General features: G+C 70.0%; 25 protein-coding genes, 1 tRNA gene and 1 riboswitch. Of the genes, 17 read left to right on the forward strand and 9 right to left on the reverse strand.

All coding sequences use genetic code 11. The features are described from left to right. The first annotated feature begins 26 nt into the window (after nucleotides 1-26). A complete protein-coding gene (locus tag ACZ4VT_RS30550) occupies nucleotides 27-329 on the forward strand; it encodes a hypothetical protein (protein WP_037807208.1) in 303 nt (100 codons plus the stop codon). A gap of 3 nt (nucleotides 330-332) precedes the next feature. On the opposite strand, the gene ACZ4VT_RS30555 is transcribed toward ACZ4VT_RS30550, so the two are convergent. Together ACZ4VT_RS30555 and ACZ4VT_RS30560 are read right to left on the reverse strand one after the other, a co-directional pair. After that, on the reverse strand, nucleotides 333-968 hold the full coding sequence (locus ACZ4VT_RS30555; RefSeq protein ID WP_467954523.1) for an isochorismatase family protein: 636 nt from the start codon (nucleotides 966-968) through the stop codon (nucleotides 333-335). A gap of 176 nt (nucleotides 969-1,144) precedes the next feature. Beyond that, on the reverse strand, nucleotides 1,145-2,473 hold the full coding sequence (locus ACZ4VT_RS30560; RefSeq protein WP_467954525.1) for a nicotinate phosphoribosyltransferase: 1,329 nt from the start codon (nucleotides 2,471-2,473) through the stop codon (nucleotides 1,145-1,147). Nucleotides 2,474-2,553: 80 nt separating this feature from the next. Between ACZ4VT_RS30560 and clpS the strand changes: the two genes are divergently transcribed. The 7 genes from clpS to ACZ4VT_RS30595 all read left to right on the forward strand — a co-directional run bounded on the left by clpS (nucleotide 2,554) and on the right by ACZ4VT_RS30595 (nucleotide 7,295). Next, nucleotides 2,554-2,868, forward strand: coding sequence for an ATP-dependent Clp protease adapter ClpS (clpS, locus tag ACZ4VT_RS30565; RefSeq protein WP_319728254.1), 315 nt, complete (start codon nucleotides 2,554-2,556; stop codon nucleotides 2,866-2,868). Continuing rightward, nucleotides 2,868-3,470, forward strand: a complete 603-nt coding sequence (locus ACZ4VT_RS30570; RefSeq protein WP_351590105.1) for a DUF2017 domain-containing protein — start codon at nucleotides 2,868-2,870, stop codon at nucleotides 3,468-3,470. The genes clpS and ACZ4VT_RS30570 overlap by 1 nt, the downstream gene beginning before the upstream one ends. Nucleotides 3,471-3,788: 318 nt before the next feature. Then, on the forward strand, nucleotides 3,789-5,228 hold the full coding sequence (locus tag ACZ4VT_RS30575) for an amino acid permease (protein ID WP_362814275.1): 1,440 nt from the start codon (nucleotides 3,789-3,791) through the stop codon (nucleotides 5,226-5,228). A gap of 132 nt (nucleotides 5,229-5,360) precedes the next feature. Continuing rightward, entirely contained in the window at nucleotides 5,361-5,783 is a 423-nt protein-coding gene (locus tag ACZ4VT_RS30580) for a M67 family metallopeptidase (protein ID WP_351294526.1), read from the forward strand. Between the two features lie 77 nt (nucleotides 5,784-5,860). After that, nucleotides 5,861-5,968, forward strand: coding sequence for a putative leader peptide (locus ACZ4VT_RS30585; protein ID WP_312847437.1), 108 nt, complete (start codon nucleotides 5,861-5,863; stop codon nucleotides 5,966-5,968). Nucleotides 5,969-6,057: 89 nt separating this feature from the next. After that, nucleotides 6,058-6,345, forward strand: coding sequence for a MoaD/ThiS family protein (locus ACZ4VT_RS30590; RefSeq protein WP_351294523.1), 288 nt, complete (start codon nucleotides 6,058-6,060; stop codon nucleotides 6,343-6,345). Beyond that, on the forward strand, nucleotides 6,345-7,295 hold the full coding sequence (locus ACZ4VT_RS30595; RefSeq protein WP_467954529.1) for a PLP-dependent cysteine synthase family protein: 951 nt from the start codon (nucleotides 6,345-6,347) through the stop codon (nucleotides 7,293-7,295). The genes ACZ4VT_RS30590 and ACZ4VT_RS30595 overlap by 1 nt, the downstream gene beginning before the upstream one ends. A gap of 260 nt (nucleotides 7,296-7,555) precedes the next feature. On the opposite strand, the gene ACZ4VT_RS30600 is transcribed toward ACZ4VT_RS30595, so the two are convergent. Beyond that, nucleotides 7,556-7,975 carry a hypothetical protein gene (locus ACZ4VT_RS30600; protein ID WP_362814272.1) on the reverse strand — a complete coding sequence of 140 codons (420 nt, stop codon included), beginning with the start codon at nucleotides 7,973-7,975 and terminating at the stop codon, nucleotides 7,556-7,558. Nucleotides 7,976-8,215: 240 nt separating this feature from the next. Between ACZ4VT_RS30600 and ACZ4VT_RS30605 the strand changes: the two genes are divergently transcribed. After that, nucleotides 8,216-8,968 carry an MBL fold metallo-hydrolase gene (locus ACZ4VT_RS30605; RefSeq protein ID WP_362814270.1) on the forward strand — a complete coding sequence of 251 codons (753 nt, stop codon included), beginning with the start codon at nucleotides 8,216-8,218 and terminating at the stop codon, nucleotides 8,966-8,968. A gap of 73 nt (nucleotides 8,969-9,041) precedes the next feature. Here ACZ4VT_RS30605 and ACZ4VT_RS30610 read toward each other — a convergent pair whose 3' ends face one another. After that, nucleotides 9,042-10,268 carry a PTS transporter subunit EIIC gene (locus ACZ4VT_RS30610; protein WP_467954572.1) on the reverse strand — a complete coding sequence of 409 codons (1,227 nt, stop codon included), beginning with the start codon at nucleotides 10,266-10,268 and terminating at the stop codon, nucleotides 9,042-9,044. Between the two features lie 308 nt (nucleotides 10,269-10,576). Then, the gene (locus ACZ4VT_RS30615) at nucleotides 10,577-11,878 is read right to left on the reverse strand and encodes a PTS transporter subunit EIIC (RefSeq protein ID WP_467954532.1); all 1,302 of its coding nucleotides are present in this window, start codon (nucleotides 11,876-11,878) and stop codon (nucleotides 10,577-10,579) included. 179 nt (nucleotides 11,879-12,057) lie between these two features. Between ACZ4VT_RS30615 and ACZ4VT_RS30620 the strand changes: the two genes are divergently transcribed. From ACZ4VT_RS30620 to rdgB, 4 genes are all read left to right on the forward strand, one after another. Further along, nucleotides 12,058-12,342 (forward strand): PTS sugar transporter subunit IIB, encoded by a 285-nt coding sequence (locus ACZ4VT_RS30620; RefSeq protein WP_078893174.1) that lies wholly within the window; start codon nucleotides 12,058-12,060, stop codon nucleotides 12,340-12,342. A gap of 100 nt (nucleotides 12,343-12,442) precedes the next feature. After that, the gene (gene rph, locus ACZ4VT_RS30625) at nucleotides 12,443-13,168 is read left to right on the forward strand and encodes a ribonuclease PH (RefSeq protein ID WP_388829895.1); all 726 of its coding nucleotides are present in this window, start codon (nucleotides 12,443-12,445) and stop codon (nucleotides 13,166-13,168) included. A gap of 120 nt (nucleotides 13,169-13,288) precedes the next feature. After that, on the forward strand, nucleotides 13,289-13,669 hold the full coding sequence (locus ACZ4VT_RS30630; protein WP_030717980.1) for a hypothetical protein: 381 nt from the start codon (nucleotides 13,289-13,291) through the stop codon (nucleotides 13,667-13,669). Nucleotides 13,670-13,676: 7 nt separating this feature from the next. After that, a complete protein-coding gene (gene rdgB / locus ACZ4VT_RS30635; RefSeq protein ID WP_467954535.1) occupies nucleotides 13,677-14,291 on the forward strand; it encodes an RdgB/HAM1 family non-canonical purine NTP pyrophosphatase in 615 nt (204 codons plus the stop codon). A gap of 50 nt (nucleotides 14,292-14,341) precedes the next feature. Here the strand turns inward: rdgB and ACZ4VT_RS30640 are convergent. The 3 genes from ACZ4VT_RS30640 to bcp all read right to left on the reverse strand — a co-directional run bounded on the left by ACZ4VT_RS30640 (nucleotide 14,342) and on the right by bcp (nucleotide 15,241). After that, nucleotides 14,342-14,428, reverse strand: a tRNA-Leu gene (locus ACZ4VT_RS30640). 49 nt (nucleotides 14,429-14,477) lie between these two features. Further along, complete coding sequence (locus tag ACZ4VT_RS30645) at nucleotides 14,478-14,624, reverse strand: HNH endonuclease (RefSeq protein WP_467954574.1); 147 nt, start codon at nucleotides 14,622-14,624, stop codon at nucleotides 14,478-14,480. A 149-nt stretch (nucleotides 14,625-14,773) separates the two neighbouring features. Beyond that, nucleotides 14,774-15,241: a thioredoxin-dependent thiol peroxidase gene (gene bcp / locus ACZ4VT_RS30650; protein WP_328925912.1), complete on the reverse strand. Its 468-nt coding sequence runs from the start codon at nucleotides 15,239-15,241 to the stop codon at nucleotides 14,774-14,776. A gap of 103 nt (nucleotides 15,242-15,344) precedes the next feature. Here bcp and ACZ4VT_RS30655 point away from each other — a divergent pair, with 103 nt between their 5' ends. From ACZ4VT_RS30655 to ACZ4VT_RS30665, 3 genes are all read left to right on the forward strand, one after another. Then, a complete protein-coding gene (locus ACZ4VT_RS30655) occupies nucleotides 15,345-15,665 on the forward strand; it encodes a DUF3618 domain-containing protein (protein ID WP_467954538.1) in 321 nt (106 codons plus the stop codon). Nucleotides 15,666-15,708: 43 nt separating this feature from the next. Continuing rightward, the gene (locus ACZ4VT_RS30660) at nucleotides 15,709-16,050 is read left to right on the forward strand and encodes a GroES family chaperonin (RefSeq protein WP_030009035.1); all 342 of its coding nucleotides are present in this window, start codon (nucleotides 15,709-15,711) and stop codon (nucleotides 16,048-16,050) included. Nucleotides 16,051-16,105: 55 nt separating this feature from the next. Continuing rightward, a riboswitch (guanidine-III (ykkC-III) riboswitch) is annotated at nucleotides 16,106-16,175 on the forward strand. Nucleotides 16,176-16,206: 31 nt separating this feature from the next. Then, nucleotides 16,207-16,527, forward strand: coding sequence for a DMT family transporter (locus ACZ4VT_RS30665; RefSeq protein ID WP_319728230.1), 321 nt, complete (start codon nucleotides 16,207-16,209; stop codon nucleotides 16,525-16,527). A 16-nt stretch (nucleotides 16,528-16,543) separates the two neighbouring features. On the opposite strand, the gene ACZ4VT_RS30670 is transcribed toward ACZ4VT_RS30665, so the two are convergent. Next, complete coding sequence (locus tag ACZ4VT_RS30670) at nucleotides 16,544-19,048, reverse strand: transglycosylase domain-containing protein (RefSeq protein ID WP_467954540.1); 2,505 nt, start codon at nucleotides 19,046-19,048, stop codon at nucleotides 16,544-16,546. A gap of 186 nt (nucleotides 19,049-19,234) precedes the next feature. Between ACZ4VT_RS30670 and ACZ4VT_RS30675 the strand changes: the two genes are divergently transcribed. Continuing rightward, nucleotides 19,235-20,038, forward strand: coding sequence for an ABC transporter permease (locus tag ACZ4VT_RS30675; protein WP_362814255.1), 804 nt, complete (start codon nucleotides 19,235-19,237; stop codon nucleotides 20,036-20,038). Nucleotides 20,039-20,052 lie beyond the last annotated feature (14 nt).

The following is a 20,052-nucleotide window of genomic DNA, read 5'->3' on the forward strand; positions in this document are numbered from 1 at the left end:
TCTTGTTGACGGGGGAGATGACAGCCATGCCCGGTGGAGGTTTCGTCAGATTGCCAGGCGGCAGCGTGGTCGTGGCGCTCACGCTGCCGCGGCCCTGCGGAGAAGGCGGAAATGTCCGCGTGCTGGTGCACGCCGCGAACCGGGCCCGCGCCCTGACCAGGCTGCGGAACCTCGGGATGCGGGCGGTGTACCTGCGGGGCAACGCGCACCCGCCGACGCCGGACGAGGTCACGGCCGTCCTGCACCACCCGGACGGCCTGCTGTGGCGCGGCGCGCCCGACCGCGCGCAGGAGCTCTGGCACCCGATCCGGGCCCTGCTGGGGACCTAGGGCCTAGGGCCGCTCCTGGCCGCCCTCGGGGCCCTCGTGGCCGTCCCCGGCCGGCTTGTGGGTCACCAGCGTCACACCCGCCGCACGGAGCTCCTCCAGGGCCCGTGCGGTGGTGTGCGGGGCGACGGCGGCCGTCAGGTCCAGCAGGACCCGCGTGCCGAAGCCGGCGCGGGCCGCGTCGAGGGCGGTCGCCCGGACGCAGTGATCGGTGGCGATCCCGACCACGTCCACCTCGGTGACCTGCCGGTCCCGCAGCCACTGGCCGAGCGTCGCCCCGTTCTCGTCAGCGCCCTCGAACCCGCTGTACGCGGCCTCGTACGCGCCCTTGTCGAAGACGGCGGCGACGGCGCCCGAGGCCACGGCGGGGGCGAAGTTCGGGTGGAAGCCCACGCCCTCGGTCCCGGCGACGCAGTGGACGGGCCAGGAAGTCTCGAAGTCCGGCTCGGCGGGCGGGTGCGCGAAGTGGGCACCCGGGTCGATGTGGTGGTCGCGGGTGGCGACCACGTGCCGGTACGCGGGCGTGGCCTGGCCGATGTACTCGGTGACGGCGGCGGCGATGTCGGCTCCGCCGGTGACCGCGAGGCTGCCGCCTTCGCAGAAGTCGTTCTGTACGTCGACGACGATCAGTGCGCGGTGCATGACGTTGTCCTTCGGCTCGATGTCTCTGTGCGGCGGGGCCCTGCGGGGGCTCTGCCCCCAGACCCCCGCGCCTCAAACGCCGGCGGGGCCGGCCAAACCAGCCCCGCCGGCGTTTGAGGCGCGGGCGCGGAGCGCCGTAGGGGGTCCGGGGCGGAGCCCCGGCTGCGGAGCCGCGGCTACGCGTACTCCGTCGGGAGCACGGCCTCGCCGCGCGACAGCTGCGTCGCGGACAGCGGCAGCCGCGCAAGGGCGGCGCGGTGGCGGTCGCGCGCGGCCTCCAGCGGCTCGCGGGCCACCACCTCGCCGGCCTTGACCAGCTGGGTCAGGAGCTGGTGGTCGGCCAGGGCCGACGGGACCGGCCCGGTCCCGACGACCTCCGCCTCGGCGATCCCCTCCGCGTCCACCCGCCGCGCCGCCCACTTGCGGCCGCCGATGGAGGTCTTCCCGCCCGAGGACTTCTTCGCCACCGGGGCCAGCGCCGCCTTCAGGTCGGCCGAGGTGGCCCGCGCCACCAGCTTGTAGACCATCGAGCACGTCGGGTGCCCGCTGCCCGTCACCAGCTGGGTGCCCACCCCGTACGCGTCCACCGGCGCCGCCGCCAGCGAGGCGATGGCGTACTCGTCCAGGTCCGAGGTGACCACGATCTTCGTCGCCGTCGCGCCCAGCTCGTCCAGCTGCTGCCGCACCCGGTGGGCGACCAGCAGCAGGTCACCGGAGTCGATCCGGACCGCGCCCAGGTCGGTGCCCGCCACCTCGACGGCGGTGCGGACGGCCTCGGCCACGTCGTAGGTGTCCACCAGCAGGGTGGTGCCCCGCCCCAGCGAGGCCACCTGCGCGGTGAAGGCGTCCCGCTCGCTGTCGTGGACCAGCGTGAAGGCGTGCGCGCTCGTGCCGACCGTCGGGATCCCGTACCGGAAGCCGGCCGCCAGGTCCGAGGTGGAGGCGAAGCCGCCCACGTACGCGGCCCGCGAGGCGGCCACCGCCGCCAGCTCGTGCGTGCGCCGCGCGCCCATCTCGATCAGCGGGCGCTCGCCCGCCGCCGAGGACATCCGGGAGGCGGCCGCGGCGATCGCCGAGTCGTGGTTCAGGATCGACAGGATCACGGTCTCCAGCAGCACGCACTCGGCGAAGCTGCCCTCGACGCGCAGGATCGGCGAGCCGGGGAAGTAGACCTCGCCCTCCGGGTAGCCCCAGATATCGCCGGAGAAGCGGTACGAGGACAGCCAGTCCAGGGTCCGCATGTCGACCACGGCCCGCTCGCGCAGGAACTCCAGCACCGCGCTGTCGAAGCGGAAGTTCTCCACCGCGTCCAGCACCCGCCCGGTTCCCGCGACCACCCCGTAGCGCCGCCCCTCGGGCAGCCGCCTGGTGAAGACCTCGAAGACCGAGCGGCGGTCGGCGGTGCCGTTGGCCAGCGCGGCCTGCAGCATCGTGAGCTCGTAATGGTCCGTGAAGAGCGCTGTCGACGGCACGTCCACCGGCAGGCCCAGGTCCGCAGGGTTCATGTCACGGATGCTAGCGCACATCTCGTCAAAGTGACGAGATGTAGGACCCGTTTGTGCGACGGGCCCGGCACGGTGGCAGCATGGGACAAGTGAGTGTTGCTCCTGTAGAGATCGAACGCACCGAATCGGCCGAAGAGACCTTCGCGGTCCCCGAACCCGACGTCCCCTGGGTGACCCTGGTGCACAACGACCCGGTCAACCTCATGAGCTACGTGGCGTACGTGTTCCAGGCGTACTTCGGCTATTCGAAGGACGTGGCGCACAAGCTGATGCTCGATGTCCACCACAAGGGGCGGGCGGTCGTGTCCAGCGGCACCCGCGAGGAAATGGAGCGCGACGTGCAGGCCATGCACGGCTACGGCCTGTGGGCGACCCTCTCCCAGGACCGCACCTGATGGGCGGCACGTTCCAGCCCCTGAAGGGCGGCGGTGGCGCCGCCATCGCGCTCGACGAGATCGAGATCTCCATCCTGCGCTCCCTGGCCGTCCAGATGCTCGAACTGATCGGCCCCGGCGAGCCCGAGCCCGCCGAGGACGCCGACCCGCTCGCCGCGCTGTTCGCCGAGGGCCCCTCCGAGCCCCCGTCCGACCCGGCGCTGGCCCGGCTCTTCCCCGACGCCTACGGAGGCCCGGACGGGCCGGGGCCGAAGGAGGATCCGGAGGAGCTGCGCGCGCACTCGGCGGAGTTCCGCCGCTTCACCGAGAACGACCTGCGCACCCGCAAGCGGGAGGACGCGCTGGCCGTCGTACGCAGCCTGGACGGGCTCACGCCGGCCGGTGACGGGGCGGCGGTGCTGGAGCTGACCGGGGAGCTGCCGTTGCGCTGGCTCGGCGCGCTCAACGACCTGCGTCTGACCCTCGCGGCCCGCCTCGACATCACCGAGGACGACGAGAGCGCGGTGCTGTTCAGGCTGCCGGACGACGACCCGCGCAAGCCGATGGTGATGGCGTACCTCTGGCTGGGCGGTCTCCAGGAAACCTTGATCGAAACCCTCTGAGAAAGCTCAAGGGGGAACGCCGTTCGCTCAGCGGACGCTCAAATCCGGATAACGATCAGATCACCGTCATGCGGTGATCTGATCTTTTCGTTTGTCTTTGTCCAGATTTTTTAGTGCCCTCCGCCACATTTCTCCCCCTCCGGCAGTCGTAAGCCCGTGATAAATCTTCACGACTGCCGAAGGGACGCCACCCATGTCCCCCGGCACGCTTGGACCGGCGGACCGCCGGCGTGCAACTCCATCCGTATCCGGGGGGATCGAGGACCCGATCCGCAGCCACTCAAGGCGCGGGTCGGCGTGGAGAAAGGCGCACCAGACATGACCTCTGTGCAGGTCGAGCAGCACGGCAACACGCCCGGCGAGGGCACTCAGGGCGAGGGCGGCGAGGGATACCACCGCACGCTCGGCGCCCGGCAGATCCAGATGATCGCGATCGGCGGAGCCATCGGCACCGGCCTGTTCCTGGGCGCCGGCAAGGCGATCTCCAAGGCCGGACCGAGCCTGATCCTGGCCTACGCGATCGCGGGCCTGGTCATCTTCTTCATCATGCGGGCCCTGGGCGAGCTGCTCATGTACCGCCCCGTCTCCGGCTCCTTCTCGGATTACGCCCGCGAGTTCCTGGGCCCGTTCTGGGGATACGTCACCGGCTGGACGTACTGGCTGTTCTGGGTGGTCACCGGCATCACCGAGGTCACGGCCGCCGCGCAGTACATGTCGTACTGGACCCACGACAGCTTCCCGCAGTGGGCCTACGCGCTGATCTTCACGGTCATCCTCTACGCCGCCAACCTGATCTCCGTGAAGCTCTTCGGCGAGCTGGAGTTCTGGTTCTCCATGGTCAAGGTCACCGCCATCGTCGGCATGATCCTGATCTGCGCCGGCATCCTCACCATCGGCTTCTCCGACGCGGCGGACACCGCCACCGTCACCAACCTGTGGAACGACGGCGGCTTCTTCCCCAAGGGCATCGGCGGCACGCTGATGACCCTCCAGATCGTCATGTTCGCCTTCCTCGCGGTCGAGCTGGTCGGCGTCACCGCCGGCGAGTCCAAGGACCCCGAGAAGACCCTGCCCAAGGCCATCAACACCGTGCCGTGGCGCATCGCCGTCTTCTACGTCGGCGCGCTGATCATGATTCTGTCGGTCGTCCCGTGGACGCACTTCCAGCCGGGCGTCTCGCCCTTCGTCGCCGCCTTCGAGCGCATGGGCCTCGGCATCGGCGCGGCCATCGTCAACTTCGTCGTGCTGACCGCCGCCCTGTCCTCCTGCAACTCGGGCATGTACTCCACCGGCCGCATGCTGCGCGACCTCGCGCTCAACGGCCAGGGCCCGAAGTTCTTCGCCAGGCTCACCAAGAGCGGCACCCCGCTGATCGGCACCACCTTCTCCGCCGCGCTGATGCTGGTGGGCGTCTGGATCAACTACGTCGCCCCGGGCAAGGCCTTCGACTACGTCGTCTCCTTCGCCACCATCTCCGGCATGTGGGCCTGGATCATGATCCTCGTCTGCCAGATCCGCTACCGCGCCAAGTCGGACCGCGGCGAGCTGCCCGCCTCCCCGTTCAAGGCGCCCGGAGCCCCGTACACGAGCTGGTTCGCCCTGCTCTTCATCGGCATGGTCATCGTGATGATGGGCGCCGACAAGGACTCCCGCGTCTCGCTGTACTGCGCCCCGCTGTGGGGCCTGATCCTGGGCGTCTCGTACCTGGTGATGAAGTCCCGCGACCCGCGCGGCGCGGCCTTCACCAAGGCCTCGTAGCACCCGGAGACCGCGCGTCCCGGCCGCCTGCCACGGCCGGGAACCGCGCCCCCACGGACCTTGTGTCCACCATGCGGGCCCTTCCGTACCACTCCTCGGTACGGAAGGGCCCGTCTGCTTATCCTGTCGCTCATGCTGACCCTCACCCAGGCCCTGTACGACCAGATCGTCGCGCACGCCCGCCAGGACCACCCCGACGAGGCGTGCGGCGTCGTGGCCGGCCCGGCGGGCACCGGCCGCCCCGAGCGGTTCATCCCGATGCTGAACGCGGCCCGCTCGCCCACGTTCTACGAGTTCGACTCGAAGGACCTGCTGAAGCTCTACCGCGAGCTGGACGACCGCGACGAGGATCCCGTGATCGTCTACCACTCGCACACCGCCACCGAGGCCTACCCCTCGCGCACCGACGTCACGTACGCGAACGAGCCGGGCGCGCACTACGTCCTCGTCTCGACCGCGGACAAGGACGGCCTCGGAGAGTTCCAGTTCCGCTCGTACCGGATCGTCGACGGCGTGATCACCGAGGAAGAAGTGCAGGTCGTCGAGGCCTACTGACCATCATGTGAGCGGTCGGCGTCCACGATGCGGGATCACACTCCAAACCGGGGACCGGGAATCGTTAACATGACCGCATGGTTTCCCACGACGTGAGCATCGAGACGCCCGGCAGGCTGCTGCTCGTGGCGCGGCTGCACGTCGACCTGTGCCGCCTCGCCAGCGCCATCTGTCCTGCCGTCTGAGCACCAGAGCCCTTCCGCGCGGGGGGCCGACGAACCGCGCGCCGCACGTTACCGACGCCCCTGCCCACGCCCTGACGACTGGAGACAGCATGGCCATCGAGGTCCGCATCCCCACCATCCTCCGCACCTACACCGAAGGCGAGAAGGCCGTCTCCGGTGAGGGCGCGACCCTCGCCGACCTCTTCGCCGACCTGGAGACCCGTCACAAGGGCATCCAGGAGCGCATCGTCGACGAGGCCAAGGGCGGCGAGCTGCGCCGCTTCGTGAACGTCTACCTCAACGACGAGGACGTCCGCTTCCTCGCCGGCATCTCCACCGAGCTCAAGGACGGCGACAGCGTCACCATCCTCCCGGCCGTGGCCGGCGGATCGAAGTAATGCGCTACGACTCCCCGCTGGCCGCGGTCGGCAACACGCCGCTGGTCCGGCTGCCCCGGCTGTCGCCCTCGGACGACGTCCGCATCTGGGCCAAGCTGGAGGACCGCAACCCGACCGGCTCGATCAAGGACCGCCCCGCGCTCCACATGGTCGAGCAGGCCGAGAAGGACGGCCGGCTGTACCCCGGCTGCACCATCCTGGAGCCGACCTCGGGCAACACCGGCATCTCGCTGGCGATGGCGGCCAAGCTCAAGGGCTACCGCATCGTGTGCGTGATGCCGGAGAACACCAGCCGGGAGCGGCGCGACCTGCTGGCCATGTGGGGAGCCGAGATCATCCCGTCGCCGGCCGCCGGCGGCTCGAACACCGCGGTCCGGGTGGCCAAGGAACTGGCCGCGGAGCACCCGGACTGGGTGATGCTCTACCAGTACGGCAACCCGGACAACGCGGGCGCGCACTACGCCACCACGGGCCCGGAGATCCTCGCCGACCTCCCGTCGATCACCCACTTCGTGGCGGGCCTGGGCACCACGGGCACCCTGATGGGCGTCGGCCGCTACCTGCGCGAGAACGTCCCCGGCGTCAAGATCGTGGCCGCCGAGCCGCGCTACGACGACCTGGTCTACGGGCTGCGCAACCTCGACGAGGGCTTCGTCCCCGAGCTGTACGACGCCTCCGTGCTCACCACGCGCTTCTCGGTGGGCTCGGCGGACGCGGTCACCCGCACGCGGGAGCTGCTGCAGCAGGAGGGGATCTTCGCGGGCGTCTCCACCGGGGCCGCCCTGCACGCGGCGATCGGCGTCGGCCGCAAGGCGGTGGCCGCGGGCGAGACGGCGGACATCGTCTTCGTCGTGGCCGACGGCGGCTGGAAGTACCTCTCGACGGGCGTCTACACGGCCGCCACCACCGAAGAGGCCATCGAGGTCCTCCAGGGCCAGCTCTGGGCGTAGCCCCTGCGGGCCGCTGCGGGGGCTCCGGCCCCGGACCCCCGCGCCTCGAACGCCGGCGGGGCTGGAAATCCAGCCCGTCCGGCGTTTGAGGGCCGGGTCCGGGCCGAGCCCGGTCAGTGGGACGGCAGGTCAGCGAGCACGGCCGCATGGCCGGCGGCCGGGTCCTTGACCGCGGTCCCCCGGACTCCGTCCGGGGGACCCCCACCCGTCCGCGCCCGGCTCCGGCGGGTCGTACACGCGCCGCACGCGGATCACCGGCTTCACCGACCGCCTCCCAGTCCTTTGATCTCGTCCCACAGCGCCGGGTCCAGCACCCCCATCCGCGTCCGGAACTCCCACAGCGACACCTCCGCCGGCCGGTCCGCCTCCAGGAAGCCCGCCCGGCCCTGCGCCCCCACCGTCCCCGGGGGCAGCGGGATCACCCCGGCCCGCCGGTCGTCGTACTTCCCGGTGATCCACGCGACCCGCGCGCGGTGGCCCCGTACCGTCTCGACCGCGAGGACCAGACAGGTACGGCCGTCCGCCAGGGACCACAGCTCCCCGGCGTGCGGATGCGGCGGCGGACCGGACCCGTGCGCCGGCGGGGCCCGGCGGGGGACACCCAGCCGCGCCCCGGCCACCAGCGCCACCAGCGCCACGGCCACGACCGCAGCGACCGCGGGCCACCAGGACGTGTCCATGTTTCGACCGTAGCCGCGCCACCGGCACCCGGCACCCGGCGCGGCCGCACGGCCGGGATGGGCACTCTGCTCCAGTGCCGTACACCTGAGCGCTTGCCATTACTGGGTATGAGTGGTGCAGGCGGTGACTTCCCCCACAACGGCCCGCCGCGGAGGAGCGACCGGACGTTTCGCGCCTTACGCTCGACGCACGCACGGCCCGCATTCCGTCCACGGACCGTCCACGGAGGTTCACGCTCCATGAAGCTCACCGTCGTCGGCTGTTCGGGGTCGTTCCCGTCTGCGGAATCGGCCTGTTCGAGCTACCTCGTCGAGGCCGACGGCTTCCGGCTGCTCCTCGACATGGGCAACGGTGCCCTGGGGGACCTCCAGCGCCACTGCGGTCTCTACGATCTCGACGCGATCTTCCTGAGCCATCTGCACGCCGACCACTGCATCGACATGTGCGCGTACTTCGTCGCCCGTTTCTACCGGCACGAGGGCGGCCGCTGCGGAACCATCCCCGTCTACGGACCCGAGGGCACCGAGCGGCGCCTGACCACCGCCTACGACGACGTCCCCGACGAGCGCTCGATGAGCGAGGTCTTCGACTTCCGCACCCTGAAGTCCGGAAGCTTCGAGATCGGGCCGTTCCAGATCCGCACCGAGCGCGTCGCCCACCCCGTCGAGTCCTACGGCATCCGCATCGAGCACGGCGGCCGCTCGCTCACGTACTCCGGGGACACCGGCGCTTGCCCCGAGCTGGGGCTGCTCGCCGACGGCACCGACCTCTTCCTCTGCGAGGCCTCCTTCACGCACGGCAAGGAGGACATCCCGGACCTCCACCTGAACGGCCGCGAGGCCGGCGAGTACGCGCGCGGCGGTGGCGTCGGCCGGCTCGTCCTCACGCACATCCCGCCGTGGACGGACGCGGCGCAGAACCTCGCCGACGCCCGCGCGGTCTACGACGGCCGGGTCGACCTTGCGTACGCGGGCGCGGTCTACGAGGTCTGACCTTCCCGAACACGCGGAAGCCCCCGCCCTCCCTTCCGGGAGTGCGGGGGCTTCTACGTGTGGGCGAGCGGGCTTACTTGGCCTCGGCCTTGAGCAGCTCGGCGAGCTCCTCGTCGGACTCGCGGCCCGGGGTGGGGAGGTTGAACTTGATGATCGCGAAGCGGAAGACGACGTAGTAGACCACCGCGAAGCAGAGGCCGACGCCCGCAAGCATCCACGGCTTCTCCGCGATGCCCAGGTTCAGCAGGAAGTCGACGAGACCGGCCGAGAAGCCGAAGCCGTCGCGCATGCCCAGGGCCCAGGTCAGGGCCATCGAGATACCGGTCAGCACCGCGTGGATCGCGTACAGCACCGGGGCGATGAACATGAAGGTGAATTCGATCGGCTCGGTGACGCCGGTGACGAAGGAGGTGAGCGCGAGGGAGAGCATCATGCCGCCGACGACCTTGCGGCGCTCGGGGCGGGCACAGTGCACGATCGCGAGGCAGGCCGCTGGGAGGGCGAACATCATGATCGGGAAGAAGCCGGTCATGAACTGTCCGGCGCTCGGGTCACCGGCGAGGAAGCGGCCGATGTCACCGTGGACAGCGCCGGTCGGGGTGTCGAAGGAGCCGGCCTGGAACCACGGGAAGGAGTTCAGCAGGTGGTGCATGCCGATCGGGATGAGCGCACGGTTGGCGACACCGAAGATGCCCGCACCGACGGCGCCGGAACCGGTCAGCCACTCACCGAAGCTGTGCAGACCCGTGCCGAGGACCGGCCAGATGAGACCGAAGACGACACCGGTGGCCAGGCCCGCCAGGGCGGAGAGGATCGGGACGAGGCGGCGGCCGCCGAAGAAGCCCGCCCAGTCCGGCAGCTTGGTCCGGTAGAACTTCTGGTAGAGCAGGGCGGTGATGATGCCCATCACGACACCGCCGAGCACACCCGCGTTGACCGGGGCGTCCACGTTGACGATCTTGCCGCCGACGACCTTGGCGACCTTGGGCAGGTTGCTGTCGGTGAAGGTCGCGAGGACCTTCTGGAAGACCAGGTAACCGGTGACGGCGGCGAGGGCGGTGGAGCCGTCCGACTTCTTGGCGAAGCCGATCGCGATGCCCACGGCGAACAGCAGCGCCATGTTGTCGAGGATCGCGCCACCGCCGGCCGCCATGTAACCGGCGATCTTCAGGACGAAGGTCGGGAAGACGTCCTTGTCGCCGAGCATGTCGTCCGCACCCAGGCGGAGCAGGAGCGCGCCGGCAGGCAGCACGGCCACGGGGAGCATGAGGCTCCGGCCGATGCGCTGCATGACGGCCATCACGCCAGCGCCCTTCTTCTTCTCGGCCGCGGGAGCGGCAGCCGTGGTCACAAGGTCCTCCAGTGGGCAAGGCGCCGCCAGGGGAAACGGGGACGGCGGCGTCTTCGAAAGGGGGGATACACGGGGGCTCGAACGCCCCTCGTGGTCTACACCAATTGTGGTGTAGACCAGTTGTAACACGGTGAGGGTTAGATAAGGAACCTTCGATTTCCTGTGGCCTGGATCACATGTCCCGGGGTATGCCGAAGGGCCCCCGGATCGTGATCCGGGGGCCCTTGACGGACCGGGTTCCCACCCTGCCGCGGCGCTCAGGCCTTGGTGGTCTCCGACTCCATCGCCGCGATCTCCTCGTCCGATTCCCGGCCGGGCGTCGCGAGGTTGAACTTCGTGATCGCGAAGCGGAAGACGACGTAGTAGACGAGCGCGAAGCACAGCCCGATCGGAATGATCAGCCACGGCTTCGTCGCCAGCTTCCAGTTGATGACGTAGTCGATCAGGCCCGCCGAGAAACTGAAGCCGTCGTGGACGCCCAGCGCCCAGCTCACCGCCATGGACACACCCGTCAGCACCGCGTGCACCGCGTACAGGGCGGGCGCGACGAAGAGGAAGGAGTACTCCAGCGGCTCCGTGATCCCGGTGACGAACGAAGTGAGGGCCACCGACAGCATCAGGCCGCCGACCTCCTTGCGCCGCTGCGGCTTCGCGCAGTGCGTGATCGCCAGCGCCGCGGCCGGCAGCGCGAACATCATGATCGGGAAGAAGCCGGTCAGGAACAGGCCCGCGTTCGGGTCGCCGTGCAGGAACATGTTGATGTCGCCGTGGTACGTCTTCCCGTCCGGCGCCGTGTACGACCCGAACTGGAACCACATCGGCACGTTCAGGAACTGGTGCAGGCCGATCACCAGCAGCGCGCGGTTCGCGACGCCGAAGATGCCCCCGCCCCACGAGCCCAGACCGCGCAGCCAGTCGGAGAAGCTCTCCAGCCCGGCACCCACCGGCGGCCAGATCCACAGGCAGAGCGCGGCGAAGGCGATGGCGGCGAAGGACGTGATGATCGGGACCAGCCGCCGGCCGTTGAAGAAGCCGAGCCAGTCCACCAGCTTCACACGGTGGTAGCGCTGCCAGAGCCAGGCCGCCAGCAGCCCCATGACGATGCCGCCGAAGACGCCCGGGTTCTGGTAGGTGAACGCGACGAACGTGTCGTCCTGCCCCAGGCAGCCGCCCCCGATGTTCCGACTGCCCTCCGGGCAGTCGTTCGGGAACGCGTGCAGCACCCCCCGGTAGACGAGGAAGCCCGCCGTGGCCGCGAGGGCGGTCGAACCGTCCGCCTTCTTCGCCATGCCGATGGCGACGCCGATGCAGAAGAGGAGGGGAAGGCCGAGGTCGGGGTCGAGCAGCGCGCCGCCCGCGCCCGCCATCACGCTGGCGACGTCCGTCCACTGCAGTCCGTCCTTGCCGAAGACGTCCGGCTGCCCCAGCCGCAACAGGATGCCTGCCGCGGGCAGTACGGCGATCGGGAGCTGAAGGCTCCGCCCCATCTTCTGCAGCCCCTGGAACAGGTTGTTCCGCCACGACGGGCGTGGTGCTGCTTTGGAGATGCTCGCGCTCATCGGAGTCCTCCCTGACCGGCCCGTTTTTGGCTGCCGCAACACTTACGGCACACTGGTGTAGACCAGTTGTGGGCAGGTTGCCGCTGATCGTCATCATTCGGCAGGGAGCGGTCACGCGCTCGCGTAGATGCGCCAACCGTGCGTTACCGTGACGAAGCGGACCGCACAGGTGGCTCTCCATGTACCGGCCGCGCCGAGACTCGTTCTTCGAAACACTCAGGGAGAAACACATGGCCACCAAGGCTGAGAAGATCGTCGCCGGGCTCGGCGGCATCGACAACATCGAAGAGGTCGAGGGCTGCATCACCCGCCTGCGCACCGAGGTCGTCAACCCCGACCTCGTCGACGAGGCCGCACTCAAGGCCGCCGGCGCCCACGGCGTCGTCAAGATGGGCACCGCCATCCAGGTCGTCATCGGCACCGACGCCGACCCGATCGCCGCCGACATCGAAGACATGATGTGACCCGGACCCCGTAGGCCCCGTCCGGGCCCCCAACGGACCCCGTACCGGAACCACCCGGACGGGGTCCTCGCGTTCCACCGCAGGGACTAGGCTCGGAGCCATGTCTCGCATCGACGGCCGTACGCCCGAACAGCTCCGCCCGGTCACCATCGAACGCGGATGGAGCAAGCACGCCGAGGGCTCCGTCCTCATCTCCTTCGGAGACACCAAGGTCTTCTGCACCGCCTCCTTCACCGAAGGCGTCCCGCGCTGGCGCAAGGGCAGCGGCGAGGGCTGGGTCACCTCCGAATACTCGATGCTGCCGCGCTCCACCAACACCCGCGGCGACCGCGAATCCGTCCGCGGCAAGATCGGCGGCCGCACCCACGAGATCTCCCGCCTCATCGGCCGTTCGCTGCGCGCCGTCATCGACTACAAGGCCCTCGGCGAGAACACCATCGTCCTGGACTGCGACGTCCTCCAGGCCGACGGCGGCACCCGCACCGCCGCCATCACCGGCGCCTACGTCGCCCTCGCCGACGCCGTCGCATGGGGCCAGCAGAAGAAGCTCATCAAGGCCGGCCGCAAGCCCCTGACCGGCACCGTCGCCGCCGTCAGCGTCGGCATCGTCGACGGCGTCCCGCTCCTCGACCTCTGCTACGAGGAGGACGTGCGCGCCGAGACCGACATGAACGTGGTCTGCACCGGCGACGGCCGCTTCGTCGAGGTCCAGGGCACCGCCGAGGGCGAGCCCTTCGACCGCAAGGAACTGAACGCCCTCCTCGACCTCGCCGCCGGCGGCTGCGCGGACCTGGAAGCCATCCAGCTCGGCGCGCTCGCACTCTAGGGGCGTCTCCCTCCGAGGCGGCAACCGCCGGGCCCGGCCCGGCGTCTACGAAGACACGGGCGCACGGTGTCACAGCCGTGCGCCCGTCCACGCATCCGAATCCTGCTCCCGGGGGAACGCATGAAGCTCCGCATCGCGGCCATAGCCGTGGCCGCCGTACTGACCGTCCCGGCCCTGTCCGCCTGCGACGCGATCTCCACCGCGATGGACTGCGCGAACACGGCGGTGGCCATCACCGACGGCGCGAACGACCTCCAGCAGGCGGTCTCCCAGGCGGGCAACAGCCCCCAGGACGCCCAGAACGCGCTCAACCAGATCGAGGCGAACCTCAAGAAGATCGGCGACCAGACCGACAACGCCGACCTGGGCAAGGCCATCACCTCGATGAACACGGCGGTCAAGAACGTCCGCGCCTCCATCGAGAGCGGCAACACCGTCCCGGACATCCAGCCCGTCGCCGACGCGGCCGGCGAGATCTCCAAGGTCTGCACCCCGGGATAATGGGCGCATGACCTCGACGCCCAGCCGCCTGATCCTGGCCACCCGCAACGCGGGCAAAGTCTCCGAACTCCACGCCATCCTGTCCGACGCCGGCCTGCCGCACGAGCTGGTCGGCGCGGACGCGTACCCGGAGATCCCGGACGTCAAGGAGACCGGGGTCACCTTCGCCGAGAACGCCCTCCTCAAGGCCCACGCCCTCGCGCAGGCCACCGGCCTCCCGGCGGTCGCCGACGACTCCGGCCTCTGCGTGGACGTCCTGAACGGCGCCCCCGGCATCTTCTCGGCCCGCTGGGCCGGCACGCACGGCGACGACAAGGCCAACCTCGACCTCCTGCTGGCCCAGCTCGGCGACATCGCCGACGAGCACCGCGGAGCCCACTTCTTCTGCGCGGCCGCCCTCGCCCTGCCCGACGGCACGGAGCGCGTGGTCGAGGGCCGCCTCCTGGGCACCCTCCGTCACGCCCCGGCCGGCACGGGCGGCTTCGGCTACGACCCGATCCTCCAGCCCCTGGGCGAATCCCGCACCTGCGCCGAACTCACCCCGGCCGAGAAGAACGCCATCTCCCACCGAGGCCAAGCCTTCCGCGCCCTCGTCCCGGCGGTCCGAGAACTCCTGGGCTGACCCTGCGCTGGGAACGGCCTGCGAATCGAGCTTTGATTCGCAGGCCGTATTGGTGCGGCGGAAGGGATTCGAACCCTCAAGCCGTTTCACGGGCCACAGATCCTAAGTCTGCTGCGTCGCCGTTGCGCCACCGCCGCTAGCCGCCTGCCATGATAGCGGCAGGCGGCTGTGGCTGTCCGAGCAAGATCAGCGTGTGGGGCCGGGGCGACCTCCACGGCACCAGGTGCTCGTCGTCGCATGGCAGTTGGGGCACAGGAGCCGCAGGTTCTCGCGGCGGTCGTCACTCCGGTCGCCGTTGATGTGGTCGACCTCCAAGGGAAGAGGCTCGCCCATCCAGACGGCATCGATGCCGCATTCGGCGCAGCGCTCCTGGACACCGAGATCGAGCAATGCACGTCGGAGCGTTGTCCCGGGGGTGCGCGTGGGAAGCGGAGCGGCCCGCGCCGGATTCGGGGCGGGCCGCTGCGTCGGGTGGGGGTGGGTCAGATGCCCAGGTCCTTGATGATCTTGGCTACGTGGCCCGTGGCCTTCACGTTGTAGAAGGCGTGCTCGACCTTGCCCTCCTCGTCGACGACCACCGTGGAGCGGATGACCCCGGTGACCGTCTTGCCGTACAGCTTCTTCTCGCCGTACGCGCCGTACGCCGTCAGGGTCTCCTTCTCCGGGTCGCCGACCAGGGTGACCTTCAGGTGCTCCTTCTCGCGGAACTTCGCGAGCTTCTCCGGCTTGTCCGGGGAGACGCCGATGACGTCGTAGCCGGCCGTCGCCAGGACGTCCAGATTGTCCGTGAAGTCGCAGGCCTGCTTGGTGCAGCCCGGGGTCAGCGCGGCCGGGTAGAAGTAGACGATCACCTTGCGGCCCTTGTGGCCGGCGAGCGAGACCTCGTTGCCGTCCGCGTCGGGCAGGGTGAAGGCGGGGGCGGTGTCGCCCGGCTGGAGTCGCTCGCTCATCTGGACAGTCTCCTCAAGAGGGGATCGGTACGTCTCGAGACTAAGCTGACAGACTGTTCACCGGGGACTACCCCCCACCGGACCAGACGACGGAGGCAGCGCGGTGCCCGAAGCCAGGACCCCCGCACAGATCGAGGCGGACATCGTCCGCCGCCGCGAGCAGCTCGCCGAGACGCTCGACGAGATCGGCGTGCGCGTGCACCCGAAGACGATCATCGGGGATGCGCGGGCCAAGGTCGTCTCGACCGTCGACCACGCGGCCGGGCGCGCCTTCGCCGCGGTGAACCGTGTCGTGACGGATCTGCGGGACGGCCTGCGCCACGACGACGGGACTCCGCGTCCCGAGCGGATCGTGCCGGTCGCCCTGCTCGCGGTGGGTGTGGTCGGTGCGCTTGTCCTGTCGGCACGACGCAGGCGCGCGTGACCCTGAGCGGCACGGGGCGGGCGCGGACAGGTAGGTTCGGGGCGTGAGCGAGAACACCACCCACGACAAGCTGCCCATCCGCATGCTGCACGACCGCGTGCTCGTGAAGTCCGACCTGCCCGAGGGCGAGCGGCGCTCGGGCGGCGGCATCCTGATTCCGGCGACGGCCGCGGTGGGCAAGCGGCTGGCCTGGGCCGAGGTGGTCGCGGTCGGGCAGAACGTACGGACCGTCGAGCCCGGGGACCGGGTCCTGTACGACCCCGAGGACCGTGCCGAGGTCGAGGTGCGGGGCGCGACGTACGTGCTGATGCGCGAGCGGGACCTGCACGCGGTGGCCGCGGAGCGGCTGGAGGGGTCGGAGGACTCCACCGGCCTGTACCTCTAGGACGAACGCGTACGGAACGCAAAAGGGCTGGTGGCCTTTGTCACCGGCCCTTTTCGCTGCCTTTTGCTACGGTGGAGGAGAACCCGACGAGACGCGCCGTACCGGGTACGACAAGACGACGCACCCCGTATCGCTCGTTGTCTCGGAGGTGCCGTCATGGCCTGGGTTCTTCTTGTTGTCGCCGGTGTGATCGAAGTCGGCTGGTCGATCGGCATGAAATTCACCGAGGGCTTCACCCGGCTCTGGCCCAGTGTGTTCACGGGCGCCGGGATCGTCGCCAGCATGGTGCTGCTGTCCTACGCCGCGAAGACCCTGCCCATCGGTACCGCGTACGGGGTGTGGGTGGGCATCGGCGCCGCCGGCGCGGCCGTGCTCGGTATGGCGGTGCTGGGCGAGCCCGTCACCGCCTCCCGGATCTTCTTCATCTGTCTGCTGCTGGTCGCCGTGGTCGGGCTGAAGGTGACCTCCGGTCACTGACCGCCCGAGCCGGCGGTCATTCCAGGAACGCCGACGGTGGCGGGCGCAGGCCGTCGGCCGGCCCGCCGTCGGCGCCCTGGGTGCCCGTGGTGCCCTGGGTGCCCTGGGTGGTGCCGCCGTTGTCCTGACCGCCTTGCGTCTGGCCGCCGTTGTCCTGGCCCCCGTTGTTCTGCCCGCCCTGGGTCTGGCCGCCGTTGTTCTGGCCGCCGTTGTTCTGTCCTCCCTGGTTCTGGCCGCCCTGCGTCTGGCCCCCGTTGTCCTGACCCCCTTGGTTCTGGCCGCCGTTGTCGCGGCCGCCCGTCGGCGGGGTCGGCCGTAGCGGAGGCGTGGGCGTGAGTTCGTCGTCCGGCGTCTCCAGCGGGGGGTTGGACTCCGGGGAGGGCGGCGGCGGGGGCTGCGCCGCGCCCGGCTGGAGTTCCAGGTCGAAGTCGACGGGGTCGGTCCCCTCCAGGGCGGTCTTCGTGTACGCGGCCCAGATCCGGGCCGGGTAGCCGCCACCGCCGATGCGGGGCTCGCCCAGGGCTCCGTAGAGGGACTGCAGGGTTCCGGTGTCCGGGTCCTGGCCCATCATCGAGACGACCGTGACCAGGTTCGGGGTGTAGGCCGCGAACCAGGCCGAGCGGTCCAGTTCGCCGGTGCCGGTCTTGCCGGCGGCCGGGTGACCGGCGGCGAGGGCCGCCGTACCGGTGCCGTTGTCCACGACGCTGACCAGCATGGACGTGGTAGTGTCGGCGGCCTCGCGGCTGATGGCCTGGGTGGGGGTGCGCTCGGGCAGGCCGATCGTGTCGCCGCCCTTGGTGATCTTCTCCAGGAAGGTGTACGGGGTGCGCCGGCCGTGGTCGGCGAGGGTCGCGTAGGCCTGGGTCATGTCCAGGACGCTGGCCTGCATCGTGCCGAGCGCCATGGCGGGGCCGGTGACGAAGTTCGGGGTGTCCTCGGGGATGCCGAGGTCGATGGCGGTCTTCTTGACCTTGCCGGTGCCGACGTCGACGACCATCTGCGCGTACACGGCGTTGACGGAGAGGTCGGTGGCGGTGTTGACGGTGATGTTCCCGTACGAGATCTGGCCCTCGTTCTCGGGGTTGAAGCGGATCCGGCCGCCGACGACGGGGCGCCTGTTGTCCCCGTTGTAGAGGGTGTGGGGGGTGATCCGGCGGCCGTCCTGGGTGCGGGAGCCGTTCTCCACGGCGGACGCGAAGACGAACGGTTTGAAGGTGGAGGCGACCTGGTAGTCGTGCCGGGTCGCGTTGTTGACGTACTGCTTGGTGTAGTCGATGCCGCCGTACATGGCGACGACCTTGCCGGTGGCCGGGTCGATGGAGACCCCGCCGGCCCGCACCAGCCGGTCCGCCTTGCGCGTCTCCGGCTCGAGTTTGCTCATCATCTGGTCGTCGACGGCCTCGACGAAGGCGGTCTGGCGGCGCTTGTCGATCGTGGAGGTGATCCGGTAGCCGCCCTCGGCGAGGGTCTTGTCGTCGAGGATCTTGTTCTCGACGATGTAGTCCTTGATCGCTTCCACGAGGTAGCCGCGCTGGCCGGACAGGCCCGCGGCCGCGCGGACCTTGCCGGGCTCGGGGAACTGCGTCGTGGCGCGCTCCGTCTCGGACAGCCAGCCCTTCTTGACCATGCCGTCGAGTACGTAGTTCCAGCGGGCGAGGGCGCGGGGGCGGCTCTGGGGGTGGGCGACCACGTCGAAGGCGCTGGGGGAGTTGAGGAGGGTGGCGAGGTAGGCGCCCTCGGCGGTGGTGAGGTTGCTGACGTCCTTGCCGTAGTAGGCCTGGGCGGCGGCCTGGATGCCGTAGGCGTTGCGGCCGAAGTAGCTGGTGTTCAGGTAGCCCTCGAGGATGTAGTCCTTTGACTTCTCGCGGCCGAGTTTGATCGCGATGAAGAACTCTTTGACCTTGCGTTTGATCGTCTGTTCCTGGCCCAGGTAGTAGTTCTTGACGTACTGCTGGGTGATGGTGGAGCCGGACTGGGTGCCCTTGCCGGTCGCGGTGTTCCAGGCGGCGCGGAGCATCGCCTTGGGGTCCACCGCCCGTTCGGAGTAGAAGTCCCGGTCCTCGGCGGCCAGTACGGCTTCCTGCACGGTCCGCGGGATCTGGGAGAGCGGCACGTTGACGCGGTTGACCTCGCCGTCGCGGGCGATCTGCGAGCCGTCGGAGTAGAGGTAGACGTTGGACTGCGCGGTGGCGGCCGCGTTGGCCGGCGGGATGTCGACCAGCAGGTAGCCGGCCACGAGGGCGCCGCCGATCAGCAGGGCGAGGAGCAGGACGGCGCCCAGGACCATGCGCCACGTGGGGATGAGGCGGCGCCAGCCGGTGCGCTTGCGGCGGGGCCCCTTCCCCGGTGCGGGCGGCCGGGGTTGCGGCTGGGGCTGGGGCTGCGGTTGCTGCCGGCCCTCCGCTTGCTGCCGGTCCCCCGGTTGCTGTCGGGGCCCCTGGTTCGCCCGTGGTTGCCGTGCTTCGGGCGGGGTGTCCGGGTCGCGAGGGGTCCAGCCCGGGGGTGGTGACTGGTCGCTCATCTCCAGGACTCCTCAACGCCGTTCGAAATATCCACTTCTGTACCTCATGGTGTCTACCCGATGGCCGGTGATTCCGCTCCGGACGGGCGTAAATCGGTCGCGTGGATCGCCCCTCCGCACTAAGCTCGCGCGCTTTGGCCGACGTAGGAACGACGTGGAAAACGGAGGGATACGGTGCGCCGGAGAGTGCGTCTCTACCTGGCGGTCGCGGCAGGGGGATTCAGGCGGTACGCCACCTATGGAACGGCGACGGCGGCCGGGGTCTTCACCAACACCACGTTCGGTTTCATCGTGGCGTACACGTACATCGCGCTGTGGGACGAGCGTCCCGGACTCGGCGGCTACGACCAGGCGCAGGCCCTGACCTTCGTGTGGGTGAGCCAGTCGCTGCTCGCCGCAGGGGCGTTGATCGGGGGCGGCTTCCAGGAGGAGATCCAGGAGCGGGTGCGCACCGGCGACATCGCCGTCGACCTGTACCGGCCGGCGGACCTCCAGATGTGGTGGCTCGCCGCCGACATGGGCCGGGCGGGCTTCCAGCTGCTGGGGCGCGGGCTGGTCCCGCTGGCGGCGGGGGCGCTGGCGTTCCGGCTGGCGCTGCCCACCGATCCGCTGCGCTGGCTGCTGTTCCTGGTCTCGGTCGTGCTCGGGCTGGTGGTGAGCTTCGCGGTGCGCTACCTGCTCGGGCTGCTGGCCTTCTGGCTGATGGACGGGTCCGGGATCAACATGATGGCCACCGTCGTCTCGATCTTCTTCTCCGGGATGCTGCTGCCGCTGACCGTCTTCCCGGGCGGCTTCGGCGAGTTCGTGCGCGTCCTGCCGTGGTCGGCGATGCTCCAGGTGCCGATGGACGTCCTGCTGGGCAAGCACGCGGGGGCCGGGGGCGCGGCCGAGGCGCTGGGGTTCCAGGCCGGGTGGGCGCTCGTACTGCTGGGCGCGGGGCGGCTGCTGCAGTCGGCGGCGACGCGGAAGGTGGTGGTCCAGGGTGGCTGAGGCACAGGCACAGG

It is taken from the genome of Streptomyces sp. NPDC029164 (genome assembly GCF_055563995.1).